Source organism: Mesorhizobium sp. C395A (genome assembly GCF_030323205.1).
Classification (GTDB): Bacteria; Pseudomonadota; Alphaproteobacteria; order Rhizobiales; family Rhizobiaceae; genus Mesorhizobium.
Map to the genome: position 1 here is coordinate 2,654,417 of NZ_CP100473.1, position 20,738 is coordinate 2,675,154.

Annotated in this window: 22 protein-coding genes; 9 read left to right on the forward strand and 13 right to left on the reverse strand. The window is 62.3% G+C overall.

What is annotated here, in order from left to right; all coding sequences use genetic code 11:
* Positions 1-15: 15 nt before the first annotated feature.
* Entirely contained in the window at positions 16-915 is a 900-nt protein-coding gene (locus tag NLY37_RS13130) for a LysR family transcriptional regulator (protein WP_023741707.1), read from the reverse strand.
* A 131-nt stretch (positions 916-1,046) separates the two neighbouring features.
* Between NLY37_RS13130 and NLY37_RS13135 the strand changes: the two genes are divergently transcribed.
* Complete coding sequence (locus NLY37_RS13135; RefSeq protein WP_023690857.1) at positions 1,047-1,778, forward strand: SDR family oxidoreductase; 732 nt, start codon at positions 1,047-1,049, stop codon at positions 1,776-1,778.
* Here NLY37_RS13135 and NLY37_RS13140 read toward each other — a convergent pair.
* Positions 1,775-2,995 (reverse strand): alanine racemase, encoded by a 1,221-nt coding sequence (locus NLY37_RS13140; RefSeq protein WP_023668250.1) that lies wholly within the window; start codon positions 2,993-2,995, stop codon positions 1,775-1,777. The two genes, NLY37_RS13135 and NLY37_RS13140, sit on opposite strands and share 4 nt — an antisense overlap.
* Positions 2,996-3,206: 211 nt before the next feature.
* Between NLY37_RS13140 and NLY37_RS13145 the strand changes: the two genes are divergently transcribed.
* A complete protein-coding gene (locus tag NLY37_RS13145) occupies positions 3,207-4,124 on the forward strand; it encodes a DMT family transporter (RefSeq protein WP_023741708.1) in 918 nt (305 codons plus the stop codon).
* A 449-nt stretch (positions 4,125-4,573) separates the two neighbouring features.
* On the opposite strand, the gene metF is transcribed toward NLY37_RS13145, so the two are convergent.
* Positions 4,574-5,491: a methylenetetrahydrofolate reductase [NAD(P)H] gene (metF, locus tag NLY37_RS13150; protein WP_023688016.1), complete on the reverse strand. Its 918-nt coding sequence runs from the start codon at positions 5,489-5,491 to the stop codon at positions 4,574-4,576.
* The gene (locus NLY37_RS13155) at positions 5,491-6,513 is read right to left on the reverse strand and encodes an ArsR/SmtB family transcription factor (RefSeq protein WP_023688015.1); all 1,023 of its coding nucleotides are present in this window, start codon (positions 6,511-6,513) and stop codon (positions 5,491-5,493) included. Before NLY37_RS13155 ends, metF begins: the two co-directional genes overlap by 1 nt.
* Positions 6,514-6,679: 166 nt before the next feature.
* Here NLY37_RS13155 and tsaA point away from each other — a divergent pair, with 166 nt between their 5' ends.
* A complete protein-coding gene (tsaA, locus tag NLY37_RS13160) occupies positions 6,680-7,186 on the forward strand; it encodes a tRNA (N6-threonylcarbamoyladenosine(37)-N6)-methyltransferase TrmO (RefSeq protein WP_023712421.1) in 507 nt (168 codons plus the stop codon).
* Positions 7,183-7,497 (forward strand): DUF2293 domain-containing protein, encoded by a 315-nt coding sequence (locus NLY37_RS13165; protein WP_023668245.1) that lies wholly within the window; start codon positions 7,183-7,185, stop codon positions 7,495-7,497. The genes tsaA and NLY37_RS13165 overlap by 4 nt, the downstream gene beginning before the upstream one ends.
* Positions 7,498-7,503: 6 nt before the next feature.
* Here NLY37_RS13165 and NLY37_RS13170 read toward each other — a convergent pair whose 3' ends face one another.
* Positions 7,504-8,010, reverse strand: coding sequence for a hypothetical protein (locus tag NLY37_RS13170; RefSeq protein ID WP_023741709.1), 507 nt, complete (start codon positions 8,008-8,010; stop codon positions 7,504-7,506).
* A gap of 188 nt (positions 8,011-8,198) precedes the next feature.
* Between NLY37_RS13170 and NLY37_RS13175 the strand changes: the two genes are divergently transcribed.
* Positions 8,199-9,125, forward strand: a complete 927-nt coding sequence (locus tag NLY37_RS13175; RefSeq protein WP_023741710.1) for a D-amino acid aminotransferase — start codon at positions 8,199-8,201, stop codon at positions 9,123-9,125.
* Between the two features lie 145 nt (positions 9,126-9,270).
* Positions 9,271-10,113, forward strand: coding sequence for an SDR family oxidoreductase (locus NLY37_RS13180; RefSeq protein ID WP_023690853.1), 843 nt, complete (start codon positions 9,271-9,273; stop codon positions 10,111-10,113).
* A 59-nt stretch (positions 10,114-10,172) separates the two neighbouring features.
* Here the strand turns inward: NLY37_RS13180 and NLY37_RS13185 are convergent, their stop codons facing one another.
* A complete protein-coding gene (locus tag NLY37_RS13185) occupies positions 10,173-10,790 on the reverse strand; it encodes an MOSC domain-containing protein (protein WP_023741711.1) in 618 nt (205 codons plus the stop codon).
* Between the two features lie 68 nt (positions 10,791-10,858).
* Between NLY37_RS13185 and NLY37_RS13190 the strand changes: the two genes are divergently transcribed.
* Positions 10,859-11,008 carry a hypothetical protein gene (locus NLY37_RS13190; protein WP_245260485.1) on the forward strand — a complete coding sequence of 50 codons (150 nt, stop codon included), beginning with the start codon at positions 10,859-10,861 and terminating at the stop codon, positions 11,006-11,008.
* Here NLY37_RS13190 and NLY37_RS13195 read toward each other — a convergent pair whose 3' ends face one another.
* A complete protein-coding gene (locus NLY37_RS13195) occupies positions 11,009-12,130 on the reverse strand; it encodes a beta-ketoacyl-ACP synthase III (RefSeq protein WP_023690850.1) in 1,122 nt (373 codons plus the stop codon).
* A 131-nt stretch (positions 12,131-12,261) separates the two neighbouring features.
* A complete protein-coding gene (gene tam, locus NLY37_RS13200; protein WP_023741712.1) occupies positions 12,262-13,056 on the reverse strand; it encodes a trans-aconitate 2-methyltransferase in 795 nt (264 codons plus the stop codon).
* 222 nt (positions 13,057-13,278) lie between these two features.
* On the opposite strand from tam, the gene NLY37_RS13205 reads away from it, so the two are divergent.
* A complete protein-coding gene (locus NLY37_RS13205) occupies positions 13,279-14,046 on the forward strand; it encodes a DpnI domain-containing protein (RefSeq protein ID WP_084558943.1) in 768 nt (255 codons plus the stop codon).
* 332 nt (positions 14,047-14,378) lie between these two features.
* Here the strand turns inward: NLY37_RS13205 and ettA are convergent, their stop codons facing one another.
* Entirely contained in the window at positions 14,379-16,028 is a 1,650-nt protein-coding gene (gene ettA / locus NLY37_RS13210; protein WP_023682166.1) for an energy-dependent translational throttle protein EttA, read from the reverse strand.
* Between the two features lie 235 nt (positions 16,029-16,263).
* Between ettA and NLY37_RS13215 the strand changes: the two genes are divergently transcribed.
* Entirely contained in the window at positions 16,264-17,550 is a 1,287-nt protein-coding gene (locus tag NLY37_RS13215; protein WP_023741713.1) for a GGDEF domain-containing protein, read from the forward strand.
* Positions 17,551-17,555: 5 nt separating this feature from the next.
* On the opposite strand, the gene NLY37_RS13220 is transcribed toward NLY37_RS13215, so the two are convergent.
* The 4 genes from NLY37_RS13220 to NLY37_RS13235 form a co-directional block, all read right to left on the reverse strand.
* Entirely contained in the window at positions 17,556-18,170 is a 615-nt protein-coding gene (locus NLY37_RS13220; protein WP_156933926.1) for a hypothetical protein, read from the reverse strand.
* A 70-nt stretch (positions 18,171-18,240) separates the two neighbouring features.
* Positions 18,241-19,248, reverse strand: a complete 1,008-nt coding sequence (locus NLY37_RS13225) for a ribonuclease T2 family protein (RefSeq protein WP_023741715.1) — start codon at positions 19,246-19,248, stop codon at positions 18,241-18,243.
* 98 nt (positions 19,249-19,346) lie between these two features.
* Positions 19,347-19,796 (reverse strand): MarR family winged helix-turn-helix transcriptional regulator, encoded by a 450-nt coding sequence (locus NLY37_RS13230; protein ID WP_023741716.1) that lies wholly within the window; start codon positions 19,794-19,796, stop codon positions 19,347-19,349.
* Complete coding sequence (locus NLY37_RS13235; protein WP_023741717.1) at positions 19,793-20,674, reverse strand: alpha/beta fold hydrolase; 882 nt, start codon at positions 20,672-20,674, stop codon at positions 19,793-19,795. The genes NLY37_RS13230 and NLY37_RS13235 overlap by 4 nt, the downstream gene beginning before the upstream one ends.
* Positions 20,675-20,738: the final 64 nt, after the last annotated feature.

Consider the following 20,738-nt stretch of genomic DNA (forward strand, 5'->3'; position numbering starts at 1 on the left):
CCCAAGCTGGGTTCCCTATTCCCTACTCCTTGCCCGGACGAAGTCGATAAATGCCCGCAAAGCCGGGGGGACGTGCCTCGAACTCGGGTGATACAGGAAGAAGCCTGGAAAGCTGGGCGACCAGGGCTCTAGAAATCTCATCAGCCTGCCCGCATCGATCCAGGACTGGACCTGATAGTCGATCATGTAAGCAACGCCTGCTCCACCCAGCGCCGCGTTCAGCATCAGCTCGGTGTCGTTGACAGTCAGGCTGCCCTCGACGGCGATTTCCAGAGACCGTTTGCCGCGCGCGAACTCCCATCGATAGAGGCTGCCGCCACCAGGCCACTGGAATTTTATGCATTGGTGCTGATGCAACTCCTGCGGATGGCGCGGTATGGCCCGATTTTCGAGATAGACGGGAGCGGCCACCGCCGCCATCTGCAAATCCCCGCTCAGTTTCACTGCCACCATGTCCTTCTCCAGCCGCTCGCCAAGCCTGATTCCGGCATCGAACCGTCCTCGAACAATGTCGGTCAGCGTATCGTCGACGATGACGGTCAGCGCGATATCAGGATAGGCGCGTTGGAAGTCGCCAAGGATCGGGCCGATGAACCGCACCGCGGCAACACGCGGCACGTTTATTCGTAGCGAACCCGCCGGTCGATCACGCGCGGCATGAATGTCCGCTACGGCGCCCTCTAGCTCTTCGAACGCAACGGCAAGGCGCGCAAACAGCGTCTCGCCGGCACCAGTGGGTGAAACACTACGCGTCGTGCGATTCAGCAACCTGACGCCGATGCGAGCCTCCAGTTGCCGGATCGACTGGCTGAGCGCCGGCGGGGAAACACGCAGCCGGGCGGCGGCGCGGACGAAACTACGCTCTTCCACGATTGCGGCGAATGCCTTGAACTCGGTGAATTCAGAACCGCGCATTGTGTATCCCTAGATTAACAAGCTAGTCAGATAATAGGCCATTATCTGATCAGTTGCATGGCCCTATTTCTCGACTGGCGGACCCGTCAGATGAAACCGGCACGGGCCTGAATGATTGAAGGAAACGTATCATGCCCAAGTCCTTGCAAGGCAAAACCGCACTCGTCACCGGCAGTTCGCGCGGCATTGGGCGAGCCATCGCCGAAGGACTCGCCTCCAAGGGCGCTGCCGTCGTCGTCAACTATGTCGGCAACCACGAAGCCGCTGACGAGGTCGTGGCCGCCATCGCCGGCAAGGGAGGAAAGGCGATCGCCGTCCAGGCCGACATATCAAGCGTCTCGGATATTCATCGCCTGTTTGACGAGGCTGAGAGTGAGTTCGGCGCGATCGACATCGTGGTTGCCAATGTCGGCGTCGCCGTCATCAAGCCTCTGACCGAGGCAACCGAAGCCGATTTCGACCATGTCTTCGGCACCAATGCCAAGGGCACGTTCTTCGTGCTTCAGGAAGCAGCGCGCCGTGTGCGAAACGGCGGCCGCATCATCGCGGTCTCCACCGGCGGCACCAAGATGTTCTTCACGCAAACGGCGCTCTATCTCGGCAGCAAGGGCGCCGTCGAACAATTCGTCCGTGTGCTCTCGCGTGAACTCGGACCGCGCGGCATCACCGTGAATGCGCTGTCGCCTGGCTTCACCGACACGGACCTGCTTCCCGAGCGCGATCGCGCCGTGGCGGCCGGCATGTCTCCATTTGGCAGGATCGGCGCGCCCCGCGACGTTGCCGATGTCGCGGTCTTCCTGGCCAGCGACGAGGCCCGCTGGCTGACCGGCGAGAATATCCAGGCCGGTGGCGGGGTCGCTTAGTCCGCCATCGTCTCCAGGCTGGCGAATCCCTGCGGCGCATCGCCTTCGTCAAACGGCGTCGTCACCTCGACGAAGGTATCGGGATAAAAGCCGTTGAAGCGGGTTCTTAGCGACAGCGAATAGGCGCCGATATGGCCGATCTCGATCCAGTCGCCGGTGTCGACGGTTTCCGGCAGCCAGAACGGCCGCGACAGGATGTCGACGGAATCGCAGGTCGCGCCGCAGACCTTGAACGGCACGATGTTCTTCTCCTCGCCATTGCGCGAGCGGATCGCCGGATCGGGGATGAAGCGGGCCGGCAGTGTGATCTTGCCGGTCCAAGAATCCGACAGCGACGCCCAGATGCCGTCATTGATGTAGAGCCGCTTGCCCTTGCGCAGCAGCACCCGCACGATCAGCGACAGGCAGCGCGCCACGATCACCCGGCCGGGCTCGGCCACCAACGGAATCTGGTCGAACTGGTATTCCCTCAGGTCGCCCGACAGCCGCGACATGATCTGGCCGAGCGACGGCATCTCGATCTGCTTGCGATTGGGGTCATGGCCGTACTCGGCGGGAAAGCCGCCGCCGACATCGAGGCCCGCAATGTCGAAGGTCAGCCGGTTGCGCACCCAATCGGCGGAGGCCAGCGCCCGTTCATAGGTGTCGGGATCCTCGATCTGGCTGCCGACATGGAAGCACAGGCCGACCTTGTAGCCGGTGCGGTTGAGCCGCTCGGCGAGTTCCACCGCATAGGCCGGCCCGGCGCCGAATTTCTTCGACAGTTCATAGGCCGCCGAACCCTTGGTCTGGATGCGCACGAACACGCTGATGGAGCCCGGATCGATGTCAAGCGCCCGCACCACCCGCGTCAGCTTGGTGATCTCGTCCTCATGGTCGAGCGAAATGACCCGGATGGCGTATTTTTCCAGCGCAAGCTTGATGTCCGACTGCGCCTTGACCGGATGCATGTAGAGCATCTCGGCGTCGGGTGAGACGGCGCGCACTGCGGCGAACTCGCCGGGCGAGGCCACATCGAAGGCGGTGACGCCGGCTTCGACCAGCGCCTTCAGCACGATCTGCTCGCCATTGGTCTTGACTGCGTAGGCGGTCTTGCCGGGAAACATGCCCATGAACTGTTTGGCATCCGCCTTCAGCACCTGCGGGCGAAAGCAGTAGACCGGATCGTCCGGCCGAAGCGCCAGCGCCGCCTCGCGGGCATTCTCGAATCGCTGCATGGACGAATCCCCTGACTTCTCGGCTGCGCACAATTAATCCAAGCTAGCGGCCAAAGAAAACAATTCTGTGTCTGGCGGGCACTGACCCAGCGGCGCACCCTCCTGGCAGCACTGTTGCCAGCAATCAGGTTTCGGGTGGCTCTTGTCGCCGGACCCAATATGCCTTCTGCCTGAGTGGCTGGCATTGATGCCGCGGGGAAGGACGTTCACGATGGCAATAGCCACGACAGCCGTGCAGCGCGGACCGATGACGCTGAGGGACTGGGGACAGCTTCTGCTGCTCGGCGCCATCTGGGGCGGCTCGTTCTTCTTTGCCCGCATCGCCGTTGCCGAAATGCACCCGCTGGTGCTGGTGCTGTTTCGCGTTGCCATCGCGGCCATCGCACTTCAGCTCTATCTCGGCATTCGCGGTCCGTCCTTCCGCCTCGCCTTCCCGCATGCCGGCCCGTTTTTCCTTTTGGCGCTCGCCAACAATGTCGTCCCGTTCTCGCTGATCTTTGCCGGCCAGACCGCGCTTGGCGCCGGCGTCGCCTCGGTGCTCAACGCGACGACGCCGTTCTGGACGCTGATCCTCGCCAACGCGCTGACAGCGGACGAAAAGCTCTCCTGGAACAAGCTTGCCGGCATCGGGCTCGGCATCGCCGGCACCGCTGTCATGATCGGCCCCGGCCTGCTGGCCGGGCTCGGCGGCCCGGTCTGGGCGAAATTCGCGCTGATCGGCGCCTCGCTGTCGTACGCCGTCGCGCTGATGATTGCCCGCCGCTTCAAGGGCGTGCCCTCGCCGGTCATCGCCACCGGACAATTGACGGCGTCGACCATCATCATGATCCCGGTGGTGCTGCTCACCTATGGCCCGGCCGGCCTGTTCTCGGCCTCGCCGCCGGTCTGGACGGCGGTGCTGGCGCTGGCGCTGCTCTCCACCGCCTTCGCCTACATCCTCTATTTCAACCTCGTCGCCTCGGCCGGCGCCACCAACGCCTCGCTGGTCACGCTCATCGTCCCGGCCAGCGCCATCCTGCTCGGCCTCCTGTTCCTCGGCGAGCGGCTCGCTCTGTTCGAGTTCTGCGGCATGGCACTGATCGCGCTTGGCCTGGTGACGATCGACGGGCGGTTGTTTGGTCGGCGCTAATGCCTGTCGACCAAAAGTGCGCAGCGGTTTTGGGACAACGACGCGCTTTAGGTCTGGTAGCGCTGCCATGCCTCGCTTTTGCCACGGCCGCGTCACAATTTATTCACAGGCTGCCAGCGGCTTTTGCCGAAGAGTTTCAACGCTTAACGACAGGTGGCAGGTCGCAAATTCCACAATCGCGTCGCATTGCAGCATATTTTCCGCTTGCCTGTGGCACAAATGCCCCTAGACTCCACCCATAGCTCTTGAAGAGGAGACTATGACATGGGACTTACGAGGCCAATCAACGCATTGATGATCTGTGCTGCATTTGCCTTCATTGGCGCCCTTATCATAGGTGTTCTTCCGTAACCGCCGGAGCGGAAGAACAGCAGCAATAGCCCACAAATTCGAAAGGCCGGGCGAAACACCCGGCCTTTTGCATTTCAGATTTCATACCACGATGAAGCTCAGGCGGCGGCGGATCCAGCTGCCTCTGTTTCGTGGGAGCGGATGCCGATCATATGGCAGATGGCAAACACCAGGTCGGCCCGGTTCATGGTGTAGAAATGGAAGTCGCTGACGCCGCGCTCGACGAGATCGAGCACCTGCTCGGCCGCCACGGCAGACGCCACGAGCGCATGCGTCTGCGGATCGTTGTGCAGCCCTTCGAAACGCTCGGCCAGCCATGCCGGCACCAGCGCGCCGCAGCGTGCCGAGAAATTGGCGACCTGGGTGAAATTGTGCACCGGCAGGATGCCGGGCACGATCGGGATGTAGATGCCGGCGCGGCGCGCCTTCTCGACGTAACGCTCGTAGAGATCGTTGTCGAAGAAGAACTGGGTGATCGCCCGCGTCGCGCCATTGTCGGCCTTGCGCTTCAGCATGTCGAAGTCGGTGGCAAAGTCCGGGCTTTCCGGATGCTTTTCCGGGTAGGCCGAGACCGAGATGTCGAAATCGCCGGCGTCTTTCAATGCCCCAACCAGTTCGGCGCCATTGGCATAGCCATCGGGGTGGGGCCGGTAGGCGGTGCCGACACCGGCCGCCGGATCGCCACGCAAGGCGACGAAGCGCTTCACGCCCATGTCGGCGAATTCGCGGACGACGGCGTCGACCTCATGGCGGGCGGCGTCGACGCAGGTCATGTGCGCCGCCGGCGTCAGCGTCGTCTCGTTCAGGATGCGCTTGACCGTGCGCGCCGTGCGCTCCCGCGTCGAGCCGCCGGCGCCATAGGTCACCGAGACGAATCTCGGCTTCAGCGGCTCCAACCTGGTGACGGTGTCCCAGAGCCTGGCTTCCATCTCGTCGGTCTTCGGCGGGAAGAACTCGAAGGAGACGCGGACCTTGTCGCCAATGTCGGGACGGCGGGAAAAGCGGAACTGGTTCATCAGGCGATTTCCCCCATAGGGTACGCTTTGGTGGGTTGGGTGTCATTGGAAGGCTCGGCCATCAGCATGCGGCGGTCGCGGCCGAGCCACAGCTTGACGGTGAGCCTGGCTTCGTTGCCGCCGCGCGGCTCGAATTCCTGGGCATCCTCGAGATCGAGCCCGGCCTCGGCAAACCATTCTGAGATCTGCCGGTCGGAAAAGCCCAGCCTGACATGCGCGTGCTGGTCGCGCAGGAACTCCAGCGCATGCGGCGCGAAGTCGACGATCACCAGCCGGCCCGCCGGACGCAGCAGCCGCGCCGCCTCGCGAATGGCGCGTGCCGGGTCATCGAGATAGTGCAGCACCTGATGGATGGTGACGAGGTCGAAGGCGTCGCGCTCGACCGGCGGCGCGAAAATGTCGCCTTGGCGGACCTGCGCATTGGCGATGCCTGCCTTGTCGAGATTGGCCCGCGCCACCGTCAGCATTTCGCGCGACATGTCGATGCCGACGCCGCGCCGGTAGAGCGGCGAAAATATCTCCAGCAGCCGCCCGGTACCGGTGCCGAGGTCTAGCATCGACTGGAACGGCCGCTTGCCGACCAGCTTGAGGAGTGCGGCTTCCACCGCGCGGTCCGGCACATGCAGCGAGCGGATGTGATCCCAGCTGGCGGCGTTCTCGGAGAAATACTCGGCGGCACGGTCCTGGCGCTTGCGCTTGACCGATGCCAACCGCTCGAGATCGCGCTCGACCTGTGGATCGGCGCCGCGAATGCCAGAGACGAGCCCCATGACGAAGTCGCGCGCGGAATCCGTATCCGACAGCCGGAAGAAGGCCCACGAGCCCTCCTGGTAGCGGCCGATCAACCCGGCCTCCAGCAGCAGCTTCAAATGCCGCGACACCCGCGGTTGCGACTGGCTGAGGATCTCGGTGAGGTCGGACACGGTGAGATCGCCGCGCGACAGCAGCGCCAGGATGCGGAGCCGGCTCGATTCGGCCGCAGCCTTCAACGTATCAACCATCGTATCGAGCGAAACATGCATTGGCGTATTCTCGTTGAAAAGATATAAACATATGTTTATGTCAGCTTTGGCGGCATAGCAAGGCCTATGTCGCTTCCTGACAAGAAAATGCCGCACACATGGTCCCCGCCCGAGAGAACCGCTTTTCCCTGACGATCGGCTGCAAACTTGTGCTAGGGCGAAAGCCATGTTCGAGACGCGCGACGGCGAAAAGCTCCTGCAGACTGACCCGGCTGACATGCCGGCGGATGGCCATATCGTGTTCATCGGCCGCATCGCCTCGCCATGGACATCCAGGCAAACCTGCCCAAAGAACATGCGCGCGGCGCGCGAGGCCGGACAGGCGGCCACGGTTCTCATCGACCCTGCCTATCGCGACGGCCTGCTTGCGCTGGAGCGGGCCAGCCACATCGTCATCCTGTCCTGGCTGCATCACGCGCCGCGGGCACTGATTGTCCAGAGACCCCGCCATGCGGCTGAGCCGAAAGGCGTTTTCTCGCTGCGCTCCCCTGCCCGGCCGAACCCAGTCGGGCTGCATATCGCCAGGCTGATCGCCGTCGACATCGACCACGGCCGCATCGCCATCGACGCCATCGATGTGCTCGACGGCACCCCGGTGATCGACATCAAGCCCTATTTCGCCTCGACCGACGCCTTTCCCGAGGCGACCATTGCCGGGCGTGACGAAAAATGAGCGCGCCCACCGGCCGCCGCCGCGCCATCGCCAAGGCGCTGACCGCACTGCTGCCCCTGGCGCCCTATGCCGATATGGAGAAAATCCGCACCGAGGCCGGCGCCGTGCACATGAAGACGCTGCCGCCGGGCATCGCGGTCTGGCTGGCGACGATCGCCCATATCAGGCACGGCCATACCGACTATGAAAAGCTGCTGGCCGAGGGCTATGACCGCGACTCGGCGCGGTTCTTCGTCATCGAGCAAACAAACATGGTGCTGACCCGTTGGCGCGCCACGCGCCTGCTCGATGCAGAGGACGAAGAGGAATAACTTCAGCTACCGTCGCTTCAATACGGCAACCGCATTGTAGGGCTGGCCGTCGGCCTGGCCAACCCAGGTCCAGGACAGGTTCCCTTTGAAAAATCCGACGGTGATGCCGCCACCGTCGATGCACTTGTCCTGGCCGTAGCTGATGTTTTCCCGGTATTCCGCCGAACTGTCGTCGCGAGAAATCTGGGTCAACGATCCGCCGCAGCCGAGCGACGGATAGTCGATCGACGCGGCGCCATCGCCGATTGTCATTGCGATCGCCCAATCGGCGCCGGCAGCCCCGGCCGGACTTTGATGACCGCTGCCGGTCCAGACGCCGTTGAGCCCCGCCGCGTTGACCACGCAAGGCACGTTCTGAAAGATCGGCGTCAGCTCGCTGCCCATCTTCTCGCAACGATAGGTCTGGCCGTTCTGGCACAGCGCCTCGCCCTCGCGAGCGCATTGCGCGAAGGCATGGCCAGTGACGAAGACGAAGAAAATTGCAAAGCTGATGGTCCGAAAAGATCTGCCCATTTTGCCCCTCCCGGCCGGATATTTTCAAGCCGGACCATAGGGCATATCGAATGTGCTACCTAGGACAAACAGCCATGGTTGGGTGGCCCTATGCCGCCTGCAGGGGACCACTAGCTTGAATCTGCCGCATCAAGCCGAAGGGACCAATCGCCACGAACCGAAGCGCAGCAGCCGGTAGCATTGTGCCATTGCCGGCTTTGTCGGATCGCCATATCGATCCGCATTCCTATCCCGACGGCATCGCCTTTCTCGATGGTCAGTATCTGCCGATGTCGCAAGCCAAGATCTCGGTGCTGGATTGGGGCTTTCTGCATTCCGACGCCACCTACGACACCGTGCATGTCTGGGACGGGAGCTTCTTCCGACTCGACCTGCATCTCGACCGCTTCTTCGCCGGCTTGCAAAAACTGCGCATGACGATCCCGTCCGACCGCGATGGTGTGGCCGAGATTCTGCACAATTGCGTGGCGCTGTCAGGCCATCGCGCCGCCTATGTCGAAATGCTGTGCACACGCGGCGCCTCGCCGACCTTCAGCCGCGATCCGCGCCAGGCGGTCAACCGCTTCATGGCCTTCGCAGTTCCCTTCGGCTCGGTCGCCAATGCCGAGCAGTTGCGGCGCGGCCTGCATGTCGCCATTAGCGACAAGGTGCGCATTCCGCCGGTCTCGATCGATCCGGCGATCAAGAACTACCACTGGCTCGACCTCGTGCGCGGCCTCTACGACGCTTATGACCGTGGGGCCGAAACCGCATTGATTCTCGACTTCAACGGCAATGTCGCCGAAGGCCCCGGCTTCAACGTGTTCTGCGTCAAGGACGGCAGGCTGTCGACGCCAGCCGCCGGCGTGCTGCCCGGCATCACCAGGCGCACCGTCTTCGACCTCTGCGCCGAGGCAGCGCTTCCCACCACGGCCGTCGACGTCAGCGTTGCCGCGCTGAAGGCTGCCGACGAAGTCTTCATCACTTCCACCGCCGGCGGCATCATGCCGGTGACAGTGATCGACGGCGCTGCTGTCGCCGACGGCAAGATAGGCGGGATCACAAAGCGCTTGATGGCGCTCTACTGGCAAAAGCATGACGACCCGGCCTGGTCGAGCCCGGTGCGCTATCCCTGACCGGCGAAGGTCCTGCTCCACACGATGACGTGACCAAAAAGATTCCCCCTCGCCTCTGGAAAATCGCTCGACGCACCGTATATCGCGGAAGCGGAGAAGCCTCCGCTTCCCAGTTCACGGCCCGCATGGGCAAGGATTCCACGTCATGACAAGCAAGGTTTGGTTCATCACCGGATCGTCGAAAGGCTTTGGCCGAGTCTGGGCCGAGGCCGCACTCGCTCGCGGCGACCGTGTCGCCGCAACCGCGCGCGATGCCGGCACGCTCGCCGATCTCGTCGCGAAATACGGCGATAATGTCGCCGCGATCAAGCTCGACGTCACCGACAAGAAGGCTGTCGATGCGGCCATCGCCGAGGCGCACAAGCGCTTTGGCCGGCTCGACGTCGTCATCAACAATGCCGGCTATGGCCATTTCGGCGCCATCGAGGAAGTCAGCGAACAGGAAGCCCGCGACCAGATCGAGACCAATGTGTTCGGCGCGCTCTGGGTCACCCAGGCGGCTTTGCCGATCATGCGGGCGCAGGGCTCCGGCCATATCATCCAGATCTCGTCGATCGGCGGCGTCAACGCCTTTGCCTCGCTCGGCCTTTACCATGCCTCGAAATGGGCGCTCGAAGCCTTCAGCCAGTCGCTCAGCATCGAGGTCGCCGAATTCGGCATCCATGTGACGCTTGTCGAACCGGGCGGCTTCTCCACCGATTGGTCCGGCGCCTCGGCCAAGGTCTCCAAAGCAATCGAGGCTTACGCGCCGGCCCGCGCCAAGATGGCGGAACGCCGCGCCAACTCGGTCGCCGGCGACCCCGAGGCCACCGGACCGGCGATGCTTGAAATCGTCGACGCGGCCGAGCCGCCGCTGCGCGTCTTCTTCGGCGATGGCGGCCTGCCGATGATCAAGCAGGAATACGCCAACCGCATCGCGCTTTGGGAAAAGTGGGACCACGTTTCCGTCGAGGCGCAGGGCGCTAAGAAGAACCGCAAGGCGGCCTGAGCGCGTCTTGAAATCCGGCTGCGTCGCCCCGGCGGCGCAGCCCTTGCCCTAGCCCGGTACTAGGATCGATAAATCCACTGCTCGGGCACGCGCACCGAGATCTCTTCCCCTGTTGTCATACGACCCGGTTTCTCGACCCAGGCAACGAGGCCGCGCAGCCGTTTCGCCGCCTTCGGGAAGGCCAGCGCGCCGGCCTCCCGATCGGCCATCCCGGCGTTTTCGGCGATCGAACGTCCAGCAAGCCGGCAAGGCCCGTTCTGCGCATCGACCTTGATCGTCACGCCACCTCTAAAGAACAGCAGCGTGCCTGACGGCAGCATCGAGAGATGCGGCACGCCTTCGATCAGCAGATTGGCGCCGATCCATTCCGGCTTGATCTCGGCCAGCCTCATCCGCTCGGCAACGACGGCGAGTTCATCGGCGGTTACGATTGATATCTGCCGCTCGTTGCGGATTTCGGTGCCGCGCGGATACCAGGGTTCGCGACCGCCGGAACGACGGGTGGCGCCGGCGTGGAAGTCGCCGTCGATGCCTTCGAAACCGAGCTGCAATGCTTCCACCGGGCGCGTCTGGAAGTGATTCGACGGGGCGACGTACAAAGCGGCCACTTTGGCGGACAGCTTCCTGGCGGGGATGATGTCGACCGGCTTCTCAGACTCCGGGAAGAGGTCCAGCATGGCTTCGTTCCTTCTGCAGGATGACGTCGCAATAGCCGTAGCCGTGGGCTCGGGTCCAGTCGAAAGCGATGATGATTCGATCAAACCGGCTGATGGCGTCCATCGGCATCGTCATGAAGGCAAGGCTGGAGGAACGCTTTCTGCGCGGAGAACTCGGCAACGCCTATGACGATTATGCCCGCAGCGTACCGATGCTGGTGCCGTTCATGCCGGCCTGATTACAGCATCCGCAAAAGCGCGCCGCCGATCGAATAGCCGGCGCCGAAGGCGCACAGCACGCCGAAATCGCCGGGCTTCATGTCGGCGTGGTTTTCCGACAGCGCGATGATGGCGCCGGCGCCGGCGGTGTTGCCGAGCCGCTCCAGCACCATCGGCGCGCGGTCATGGTCGACCTCGTGGCCGAAGGCCAGTTTCAGGATCATGGCGTTCATTCGCGCATTGGCCTGATGCAGCCAGAAGCGCCTGATGGCTTGCGGCGTCAGCCCGTGCTCGGCGAGGAATTCGACAATGAATTTGTGGCCGGCGACGGTGACTTCCTTGAACACCTTGTTGCCGACCTGTTTGATCAGATTGCCTTCGAGGTTGATCATGTAAGGATCGTCCTGGGCGGTGCGGGTGTGATAGCCCAGATTGGTGCGGATATTGTTCGACATCTGCGTCCAGGTGCGCGTGTCCAGCACCTCGAAACGCCCCGGCCGCCTCTCGCCCTCGCCCAGCCCCTCGACCACCATCGCCACCGATGCATCGCCGAAGATGAAATGCGTCTGCCGATCGCGGAAATTGAGATGGCCGGTGATGATCTCCGGCGTGACCACCAGCACGCGCTTGTGCGCACCCGCCCGCACGAGATTGGCCGCAATGTGCAAGGCGGCCGCGGCCGATGAACAACCAAGCCCCATGTCGAAGCCGGCGCCCTTGGTGCCCAGCGCCTCCTGCATTTCGATGGCGATCGCCGGATAGGGCCGTTGCTGGTGCGAGGCCGAGCAGATCACCAGGTCGATGTCGGAGGCTTTCAGGCCGGCATGGTCGAGCGCCTTCCGGGCCGCGGCCACTCCAAACTCGGCCTGCAGCGACAGCGCATCATCGGGCCGCGCCGGAATGCGCGGCGCCATGCGGGTCGGATCGAGAATGCCTTCGCGCTCGATGACATGCCGGGTCTGGACGCCTGAGGCATGGACGATGAAGGCGCTGTCGGATTTCTGCAGCAGCGTCTCATCCGTGCCTTGCCGGCGCGCATTCTCCGTGTCGACCCAAGCGTTGAAACTGGCGACCAGTTCTTCATTGGTGATCTTGGCTTCAGGGATTTCAACGCCGATGCCGCTGATGATGACGCGATGCATATCCAGTCCGTCCATGCGCAGGCGTTGTCGTTCTCATGTGAACGACCAGGGGGCGCGACACAACACTTTTCTCACCCCACCGGTTTACGCCGGCTTAAACCATAGGCTGTGGCCGGATGTCATCGGGAGTGCTAGCCGGCCCGCTTGGCGACGATGAAAATGCGCGGGAAGCGCAGCAGCACCTTGCCGTTTGCGGTCTTCGGATAGGCCTTGGCAATTTTGGCCGTGTAGCTGTCGAGGAAGATCTTGCGCTCGTCGGCGTCCAGCGGATCGAGGAAAGGCTTCAGCCCCGTCGACTTCACCCATTCGACGATCGCCTCGGCGTCGGTCAGCGGATGATTGTAGGCCGTATGCCAGATATCCACCCGGTCGGAGAGCGGCGACAAGAGATCATAATAGAACGACACCGCCGGCAGCGGTCCGCGCGCAGCACCTGCCATCTTGGCGGCGAACGGCATTTCGGCGGCCGTCTCACGCATCACCTGATGCGACGGCTCAAGCATATTGTCGGGCATCTGGACGGCGAGCGCGCCACCGGGGGCGAGAAAGCCCATCAGCCGCTGGAACACTACCGGGTGGGTGGGCAGCCACTGGAATACCGCGTTGGCGAAGATGACGTTGACCGGCTCGGCCGGTCGCCATGTCGAGGCATCGGCGAGGTCGAAATTGACGCTGGGCAGGCGCGCCCTCGCCTTTTCGATCATGTCGGGAGAGCTGTCGAAACCGATGACCTCAGCATCCGGCCAGCGCTCGACCAGCAGCTCGGTCGAGTTGCCCGGGCCGCAGCCGATGTCGACCACCCGGCGCGGGAAATCCACCGGCACCTGCGCAACAAGATCTCGCGCGGGCCGCGTGCGCTCATCCTCGAATTTCAGATATTGGGCGGCGGACCAATCGGATTTTGCTTCAGTGGCTTGGCTACTCATCCATACCTCGCGACGGTGCTGACTTCCACCACCACGATGATAAGCCGGCTGTCCTACGGTGCCGCGCCTCCTTGTTGGACGCAGAACATCTGTGGCACTTTAATTTTCGCATGATCGTTTCCGAAAATCGATTCCGATTTGGGAGGCGGCGCGCTGGTCCGAACACGACACTCCCCGCCAGCATAGATTGACGCGCGAACGCATTGCGTAGACCATTTCTGAATGAAAATGGGATTCCAAGAAACTCAGGCGGCATACGGCAGCGGTTCGCAGAGCGCGAGAATTTGGACGGAGCAGTGGGCATCAGAATGGCTATACTGTCCCAACTGCGGTAATTCGCACCTGACACAGTTTCCGGCAAATCGTCCCGTAGCTGATTTTTACTGCAATAAATGCGATGATGAATACGAACTAAAAAGCGCAAAGAAACCATTTGGCAAAAAACTCACCAATGGAGCGTATAGCAGAAAAATAGAGCGACTGAATTCGTCCACTAACCCTAACTTTTTCCTACTAAAATACAATCTCAATCAACGATTCGTAGAATCCGTCTTCGTTATTCCGAAACATTTTTTCTCGCCGGAAATCGTAGAACCTAGGAAGCCGCTCTCGCCAACGGCACGCCGCGCTGGCTGGATCGGTTCAAACATTCTTCTTAATCGGGTCCCTGAGGCGGGAAGAATCCACCTAGTCAGGAACGGCATCGTCACCTCGAAAGACGAAGTTCTGGCTGCTTGGAACCGCACCGTGTTTCTACGGGAGACGCCTCATGAAGTCAGAGGATGGCTCATTGAGGTAATGCGCTGTATCGAGTCGATTGGCAGAGACGAATTTGATATCGACGAGGCTTACGCATTTGAAAAAAGGCTTGCCCTCCTTTACCCAAACAATCGGAATATTAGGCCAAAAATCCGTCAACAACTTCAGTATCTTCGCGACAACGGATTTCTTGAATTCTTATCACGCGGTCGGTATCGTATTGCGCGATAGCGCAGGTGATCTGCCCTTAGATCGTTCTTAGGTGCTTGAAATGGCTTGGTATCTCAATAATTACAGATGCTACAGATGTTCATAGGTACTGGGCTACGGATTGGTCATGTAACTGTGATGACGAATGCCCATATTGCCAAGCACGGGATGCAACGGCCATCGACAGCGTTGATCTAACTAACATTGTGGTCCAGGAGAACGATGCTTTCATAGTGCTAAACTCCCCATCCACGGCAGAGCATCAACCCGACTATCGGGAAATTGCGCGATTCCCCTCGGCCAAGTTGGCCGAAGATTTCATACAAAATCTCAATGATGAAGCTTAAAAGCAGCTACCGCGTCAGCCTCTTGTAGGTCATGCGGTGCGGGTTGACGGCCTCGGGGCCGAGTCGGCGGATCTTGTCCTGCTCATAATCCTCGAAATTGCCCTCGAACCATTCGACATGGCTGTCGCCCTCGAAGGCGAGGATGTGGGTGGCCAGACGGTCGAGGAACATACGATCGTGCGAGATGATGACGGCGCAGCCGCCAAAGTTTTCCAGCGCGTCTTCGAGCGCCGCCAGCGTTTCCGTGTCAAGGTCGTTGGTCGGTTCGTCGAGCAGCAGCACATTGCCGCCGGTCTTCAGCATCTTTGCCAAATGCACGCGGTTGCGCTGGCCGCCGGAGAGGTTGCCGACCTTCTGCTGCTGGTCCCCGCCACGGAAGTTGAACGACGCGCAATAGGCGCGCGTGTTGGCCTCGAACTTGCCGAGCTTGACCACTTCTGCGCCGCCGGAAATCTCCTCCCACACCGTCTTAGACGGATCGAGCGCATCGCGGCTCTGGTCGACATAGCCGAGCTTCACCGTTTCGCCGACGCGCACAGAGCCGGCATCCGGCGTTTCCTGGCCGGTGATCATGCGGAACAAGGTCGTCTTGCCGGCGCCGTTCGGGCCGATGACACCGACGATGCCGCCCGGCGGCAGCTTGAATTCCAGGCCTTCGATCAACAGCGTGTCGCCAAAGCCCTTCGACAGGCCTTCCGCCTCGATCACCACATTGCCGAGCCGCTCGCCATGCGGAATGACGATCTGCGTATCGCTCGGACGCCGCTTGTCGGCTGCATCCAGCAGCTCCTGGAACGCCTGGATACGCGCCTTGGACTTGGTCTGGCGGGCTTTCGGGCTGGACTGGATCCACTCGCGCTCGCGGCCGATGGCGCGCTGGCGGGCGTCGTCCTCGCGACCTTCCTGCTTGAGGCGCTTGGCCTTGGCTTCGAGGTATTTGGTGTAGTTGCCCTCATAGGGAATGCCGCGGCCGCGATCGAGCTCGAGGATCCATCCCGTGACATTGTCGAGGAAGTAGCGATCGTGGGTGATGATCATCACGGCGCCCGGATAGGCGCGCAGATGCTTTTCGAGCCACGCCGTGGTTTCGGCGTCGAGATGGTTGGTCGGTTCGTCGAGCAGCAAGAGGTCGGGCTGACGCAGCAGCAGCTGGCAGAGCGCGACGCGGCGGCGCTCACCGCCCGAAAGCTTGGTGACCTCGGAATCCTTGGGCGGGCAGCCCAGCGCTTCCATCGCCATCTCGACCTGCTGTTCGAGATCCCACAAATTGAGCCGGTCCATCTCGTCCTGGAGCTTGGCCGACTCGTCAGCCGTCTCGTCGGAGTAGTTCATCATCAATTCGTTGTAGCGCTCGATGATGGCGGTCTTGGCGGCGACGCCTTCCATGATGTTCTCGAACACCGTCTTGTTGGCATCGAGCGCCGGCTCCTGCGCGAGATAGCCGACGGTGGCGCCTTCGGCGAGCCACGCTTCGCCGTTCCACTCCTTGTCGAGCCCGGCCATGATCTTGAGGATCGTCGACTTGCCCGAGCCGTTGGGGCCGAGGATGCCGATCTTGGCGTCGGGATAGAAGGAGAGATGGACATTCTCAAGCACCTTCTTGGTGCCATAGGCCTTGTTGAGGCCGGCCATGTGATAGATGAACTGGCGTGCCACGCGCGCTTTCCTTGATGATTGACCGAAAATGTCGGATTGAATGGAGGTTGGCCGCTATGTAGGCGATGCCGGGCCGAACGGCAATCGCTTTTGCCATTTCAAGCCGGGTGTACACCGCACGTTAAGTTTTCCGCCGGTTGTAGGGAGCGTTGAAATCCCCGGTTAACCCTTCAGCGTCAAAACAGGATCGATCGCTGGCCTGTCGCGATCGAAAGTAGAGATCGGACCGAAGGTAGTGCTGAACAGTTTCCTGCTCCTTGCCGAAGCGGTCGTCTACTTCAGCGTCATGGTCACGCTGTTCCGCTTCAGGGATCGCATCGGCCTCGGCGTCTTCGTCTGCGCGCTGGGCGCCATGCATTTCCTCGAAACCTATCTCGCCAGCGTCTTCTATGTCGCCCTGCCCTTCGGCATGGTCTCGCCAGGCTCGGCGGTGCTGTTTTCCGGCAAGCTGGTGATGCTGCTTCTGCTCTACATGAAGGAAGATGCGGCCACGGTGCGCCAGCCGATCTACGGCCTTTTGCTCGGCAACGCCTTGATGATCGGGCTGGTCCTGATCCTGCGCCTGCACGATATTTCAGCCCTTTCCGACGGCAAGCTTCCCGATATCGGCTTCATCGACCAGATGGGCTGGCTGATGGTGTGGGGCACGACGCTGCTCTTCATCGACGCCATCCTGATCATCCTGCTTTACGAAAAGCTCGGGCGTTATCTGCGCAAGGCGCCGTTCTCCCGCATCCTGATTTGCGTCGCCTGCGTGCTCACCTTCGACCAGGCCGGATTTTTCACCGCCCTGCATTTCGTCGCAGGCGCACCGATTGCGGTCTTCTTCGGCGGCTGGTTGGCCAAGATGGGTGCCGCTTTTGCCTACAGCGCCATGCTTGTCGCCTACCTCAGATGGTTCGAAACGCGTCAGGTCGTGGCACCCCGCGGGCTGTCCGACGTCTTCGACACGTTGACCTATCGCGAGCGCTACGAAGCCCTGGTCGAACATGTCGGCCGCGACGGCCTCACCGGCCTCTTGCACAGGGGACGCTTTGACAGCGACGGCGAACGTCTGGTTGCTGTCAGCCTGCGCATGGCCCAGCCGCTCAGCCTGCTGATCGTCGACGTCGACCATTTCAAGTCGATCAACGATCGCTTCGGCCATGCCGAGGGCGACAGGGTGCTGAGATCGATCGCCCAGGTACTGACCCAGGCGGCCGGCGCGCACGATCAGGTTTTCAGGATCGGCGGCGAGGAGTTCGCCATCCTTTGCTCGCAGCCGCATGCGGTCGCCAGGTTGCTCGGAGAAAACCTCCGCCAGGCCGTCAAGGCGTGCGTAAACCGGTTCGACATCAGCGTCAGCGCCGGCATCGCCACTGTCGACGAGACCGTAGCCTCGCTTGCCGATCTCTTTGCCCTTGCCGACGAGCGTCTCTACAGGGCCAAATCCACCGGGCGTGACCGCGTCGTCGGCGAAGCGCATGACGATGCCGAAGACCTCAGTGCCTGGACATTGTCCACACGTGGCGTCAGCGGATAAGGTTGTCAGCTCCGCTTGCGCTGCTGCAACGCGCCGACCGCAACTGAAACGGCTATCAGCGCGATGGCCAGCCATTTCAGCGTGGTGATGATCGGACTGGCGTCGATGTCATAAGCGATGAACAACAGAATGCCGGGCACCAGCAGGCCGCACATGACCAGCATGATGCGGTTGATCTGCCAAGACACTTTTGCCGCCAGCGCTTCGTCACCGGCTTCGCCGACAAGACCGGCGCGCATCTCCCGGGAGATGGCCAACGCGCTCGACAGGCGCATGGAGATCGGCAAGCCGAGCCCGATTATGAGGAAGGCACACGCCGCCAGCAGAGCCGAGAATTTGAGCGCGCTGGTCTCGGCCGGCACCGGAAACAAAAGTGTCGCCAGCGGCAGGAAGACACAGACGATGCCGAGCGCGGCAATGGCGATGAAGATCGCGGCATTGACCCAAGTGAACAGCTGGTAGCGGCCTGCCCCGATCGGCGCGGCAAGCACGCGCATGCGCGCCCACTCGGCATCGGTATAGGAAAAGCCCGGCCATTCCATGCGGCCGTCTTTTATGGCTGTCATTCCCCTGGCCCAGAAAGCCAGCCGCGCCAGCCCGCCTGATGTCATGCCACTCATCGCCACCCCCGCCGAATGAAACACATCCAGACCGTATCACCGCGTCACTGCTAAGCGACAGACGGATATCCTACTGGAACCCGGCCGCATCGACCGAACCCTTCGGACAGCCCGCCTTGGTCGTCGGCGCCGAGGCGAGCATGAGAGTGCCCAGCGAACTGTCGGGGCCGATCGGGCCGGTCAGGCCCAGCGTCAGCTCGCCGATCAGCCGCCTGCCGCTCGACGGATCGACCAGGCAGGAGACACGCACCCGCGCGCCCGCCCCGGCGCCGAAGGCGCTGTCGAAGGTGCTGCGGATCTGGTCCGAAGTCAGTTGCTTGCCGACGTTCCTGGTGAAGAGCTCGCGCACAGGCGAGGCATTCACCGCCCGCATCAGGTTCAGCGCCTCGGCAAAATACTCCTGCTGGCTCTTGCCGTAGCAGGTGCCGTGCTTGATCCATTCATGCCGTTCGAGCTTGGAGGCGGTGCCCGGCATCACCTGGTCGAGTTCGGCGCGCGTATTGGCATCGAGGTTGACCGGCGGCAGGTCTGCCCAATGGGCCGGATTGTCATTGGCCTTGTCGCTCGCCGGCACCTGGCAATAGAAATTGCCATTCGGCTGCGGCCAGAGCCCATGCAACGTGAAATGCGACGCGTCGAAGCCGCCCGCCGTCTGCGCCTGGCATTCGGGCTTGCTCGACTTGGTTTCACAGAAGGCCGGCTGCCAGCTCAGCGCGAAAACATATTCGGGTTTTCCCGAAGCCGCAGGCTTGCCCTGATCGGCGGGCGCGGCCGGCAGGGCGGCTGCGCTGCCGCCGGTGACATGACCGCAGCTGATCTTGACCCAGCGACGCTCAGGATCGGCGCCCGGCACGCGGATGAGGTAATGCGTCGGCGCATCCTTGTTGCCGGCCAGGAGGTCGTAGCTCTGTCCAGCCGTTGTCGCGATATTGCCGGGGTTCTTGCCGCTCTTGATTGCCTGCGTTGCTGGACAGGCAGCATCGGCCACGAAGGAGCCGCTCATCTTCACATCGGCGCGCGCTAGGCCGACACCGGCCAGCGCCACCAACACCGCACCCCATATCGCCGATATCCGCATTCCAGCACTCCTAGCGTTTCATAGCGCAAGCTAGAAACGTGTGACATGTCAGAATTACGATTTCTTTCGTCCGCCGCAAAAAACAATCGCTCGGTCGATCAGACCCCGCCCTCCTCGACCCGCTTCGTCAACATACGCAGCAGATCAAGCGCGGTCTCAAGCACGCGAGGCCCGATGCCCTCGCTGATGCGGTTGGCCCAGACATGCTGGCGCGTGCCGATATCCCTGATCGCGGCCCGGCCGGCATCGGTCATCGCCAGGAGCTTGGCGCGGCGGTGCGCCGGGTTGTCCGCATAGGCGGCAAGCCCTTCGGCGGCCAGAATATCGGCCAGGCGCTGCACGCTCTGGCGCGCAAGCCCCATGTCGCGGGCAATGTCGGCCACCGATTTCGGCTCCTTCAGCACCGCGCCCAGAACCTGCCAGCGCGCCGCCGTCAACCCGGCAGGCTCCGCCAGCCGGTCGGCCGCGTCGAGAAACCCGCCATTCAGCCGGAACACGGCAAGCACCAGTTCGGTGAGCACATCTCCGGCTTCGGTCCTGCTTGTCATTTCTGGCCGGCCTCGATGGTGGAAACGAAAGTGTTGACGGCTTCAGCCACCGCCTCCGGGTTGTCAAGCATCACCCAATGGCCGGAACCGGCGACGGTTCTGTGGCCAATTCCGCTGCGCAGCCGAAACAGGGCCGCCGCATTGTCATTGGCCTCCGTGGCCAGCACGAAGATCGGCCCGCGATAGGCGTCGAGCGTCGGTTCGGGATTCCATTCCGCCAGCGCCTTGCCGACGCCTGCCCGAGCCGCCGGATCGACCACCGCCGCATCGGCGAGGACCTGTTTGCGGACATCTTCATTGGGGCCGGCGATCGAGGTGTAATAAGCGCTCAGGACACCGCCGCCGTTTGGCCCCGCCAGATCGCGCACGAACCCGTCGCGAATCTCTTTGGGCAGGGCGCGCGGATCGGTCGCCGGATCGACCAGCAGGATGCCGGCAACACGGTCGGCATGGCCGGCGGCATAGGCGAGCGCGGCCCCACTGCCGCCGCTATGTGCAACGAGGACAAACCGCTTCAGGCCGAACGCATCGGCCACCGCACCGATATCGTCGGCACGGCCGTCATAGCCGTAGTCGGCATCAGCTGCAGGCGCCGATGCGCCATGGCCGCGAAAATCGAAGGCGACCGCCTCACGGCCACCTGCGGTGAGCTGCATCACCCGGTTCCACTGTGTGGCGCGGCTGCAATCACCATGCGCGAACAGGATCGGCAGGCCGTCGCCGGATTTGATGTCGTAGCCGGCAAGCTGGCCCTGCGGGCCGGCAATGGTCTTCATGGTCATCTCCCTGGTTTGGCTGGAAGCAATGCCGGGCAGGAGCATTGCGGATGAAAGGCTCGCCAGCAGAAACGCGCGGCGCGAAACGGTTTTCATGGTCATGCTCCGATCCAATTGACAGTATGCTGTCATATAACCAAATTGACAGCAAGCTGTCAATAGTGGC

Bases quoted from the DNA above. Each gene is read 5' to 3' on its own strand.
- NLY37_RS13135 (WP_023690857.1), top strand. From the start codon at position 1,047: ATGCCCAAGTCCTTGCAAGGCAAAACCGCACTCGTCACCGGCAGTTCG.
- NLY37_RS13225 (WP_023741715.1), bottom strand. From the start codon at position 19,248: ATGCGGATATCGGCGATATGGGGTGCGGTGTTGGTGGCGCTGGCCGGT.
- NLY37_RS13155 (WP_023688015.1), bottom strand. From the start codon at position 6,513: ATGCATGTTTCGCTCGATACGATGGTTGATACGTTGAAGGCTGCGGCC.
- NLY37_RS13185 (WP_023741711.1), bottom strand. From the start codon at position 10,790: ATGCTGGACCTCTTCCCGGAGTCTGAGAAGCCGGTCGACATCATCCCC.
- NLY37_RS13220 (WP_156933926.1), bottom strand. From the start codon at position 18,170: ATGAGTGGCATGACATCAGGCGGGCTGGCGCGGCTGGCTTTCTGGGCC.
- tsaA (WP_023712421.1), top strand. From the start codon at position 6,680: ATGTTCGAGACGCGCGACGGCGAAAAGCTCCTGCAGACTGACCCGGCT.
- NLY37_RS13205 (WP_084558943.1), top strand. From the start codon at position 13,279: ATGAAAATGGGATTCCAAGAAACTCAGGCGGCATACGGCAGCGGTTCG.
- NLY37_RS13180 (WP_023690853.1), top strand. From the start codon at position 9,271: ATGACAAGCAAGGTTTGGTTCATCACCGGATCGTCGAAAGGCTTTGGC.
- NLY37_RS13145 (WP_023741708.1), top strand. From the start codon at position 3,207: ATGGCAATAGCCACGACAGCCGTGCAGCGCGGACCGATGACGCTGAGG.
- metF (WP_023688016.1), bottom strand. From the start codon at position 5,491: ATGAACCAGTTCCGCTTTTCCCGCCGTCCCGACATTGGCGACAAGGTC.
- NLY37_RS13195 (WP_023690850.1), bottom strand. From the start codon at position 12,130: ATGCATCGCGTCATCATCAGCGGCATCGGCGTTGAAATCCCTGAAGCC.
- tam (WP_023741712.1), bottom strand. From the start codon at position 13,056: ATGAGTAGCCAAGCCACTGAAGCAAAATCCGATTGGTCCGCCGCCCAA.
- NLY37_RS13140 (WP_023668250.1), bottom strand. From the start codon at position 2,995: ATGCAGCGATTCGAGAATGCCCGCGAGGCGGCGCTGGCGCTTCGGCCG.
- NLY37_RS13170 (WP_023741709.1), bottom strand. From the start codon at position 8,010: ATGGGCAGATCTTTTCGGACCATCAGCTTTGCAATTTTCTTCGTCTTC.
- NLY37_RS13190 (WP_245260485.1), top strand. From the start codon at position 10,859: ATGATGATTCGATCAAACCGGCTGATGGCGTCCATCGGCATCGTCATG.
- NLY37_RS13130 (WP_023741707.1), bottom strand. From the start codon at position 915: ATGCGCGGTTCTGAATTCACCGAGTTCAAGGCATTCGCCGCAATCGTG.
- NLY37_RS13230 (WP_023741716.1), bottom strand. From the start codon at position 19,796: ATGACAAGCAGGACCGAAGCCGGAGATGTGCTCACCGAACTGGTGCTT.
- NLY37_RS13165 (WP_023668245.1), top strand. From the start codon at position 7,183: ATGAGCGCGCCCACCGGCCGCCGCCGCGCCATCGCCAAGGCGCTGACC.
- NLY37_RS13235 (WP_023741717.1), bottom strand. From the start codon at position 20,674: ATGACCATGAAAACCGTTTCGCGCCGCGCGTTTCTGCTGGCGAGCCTT.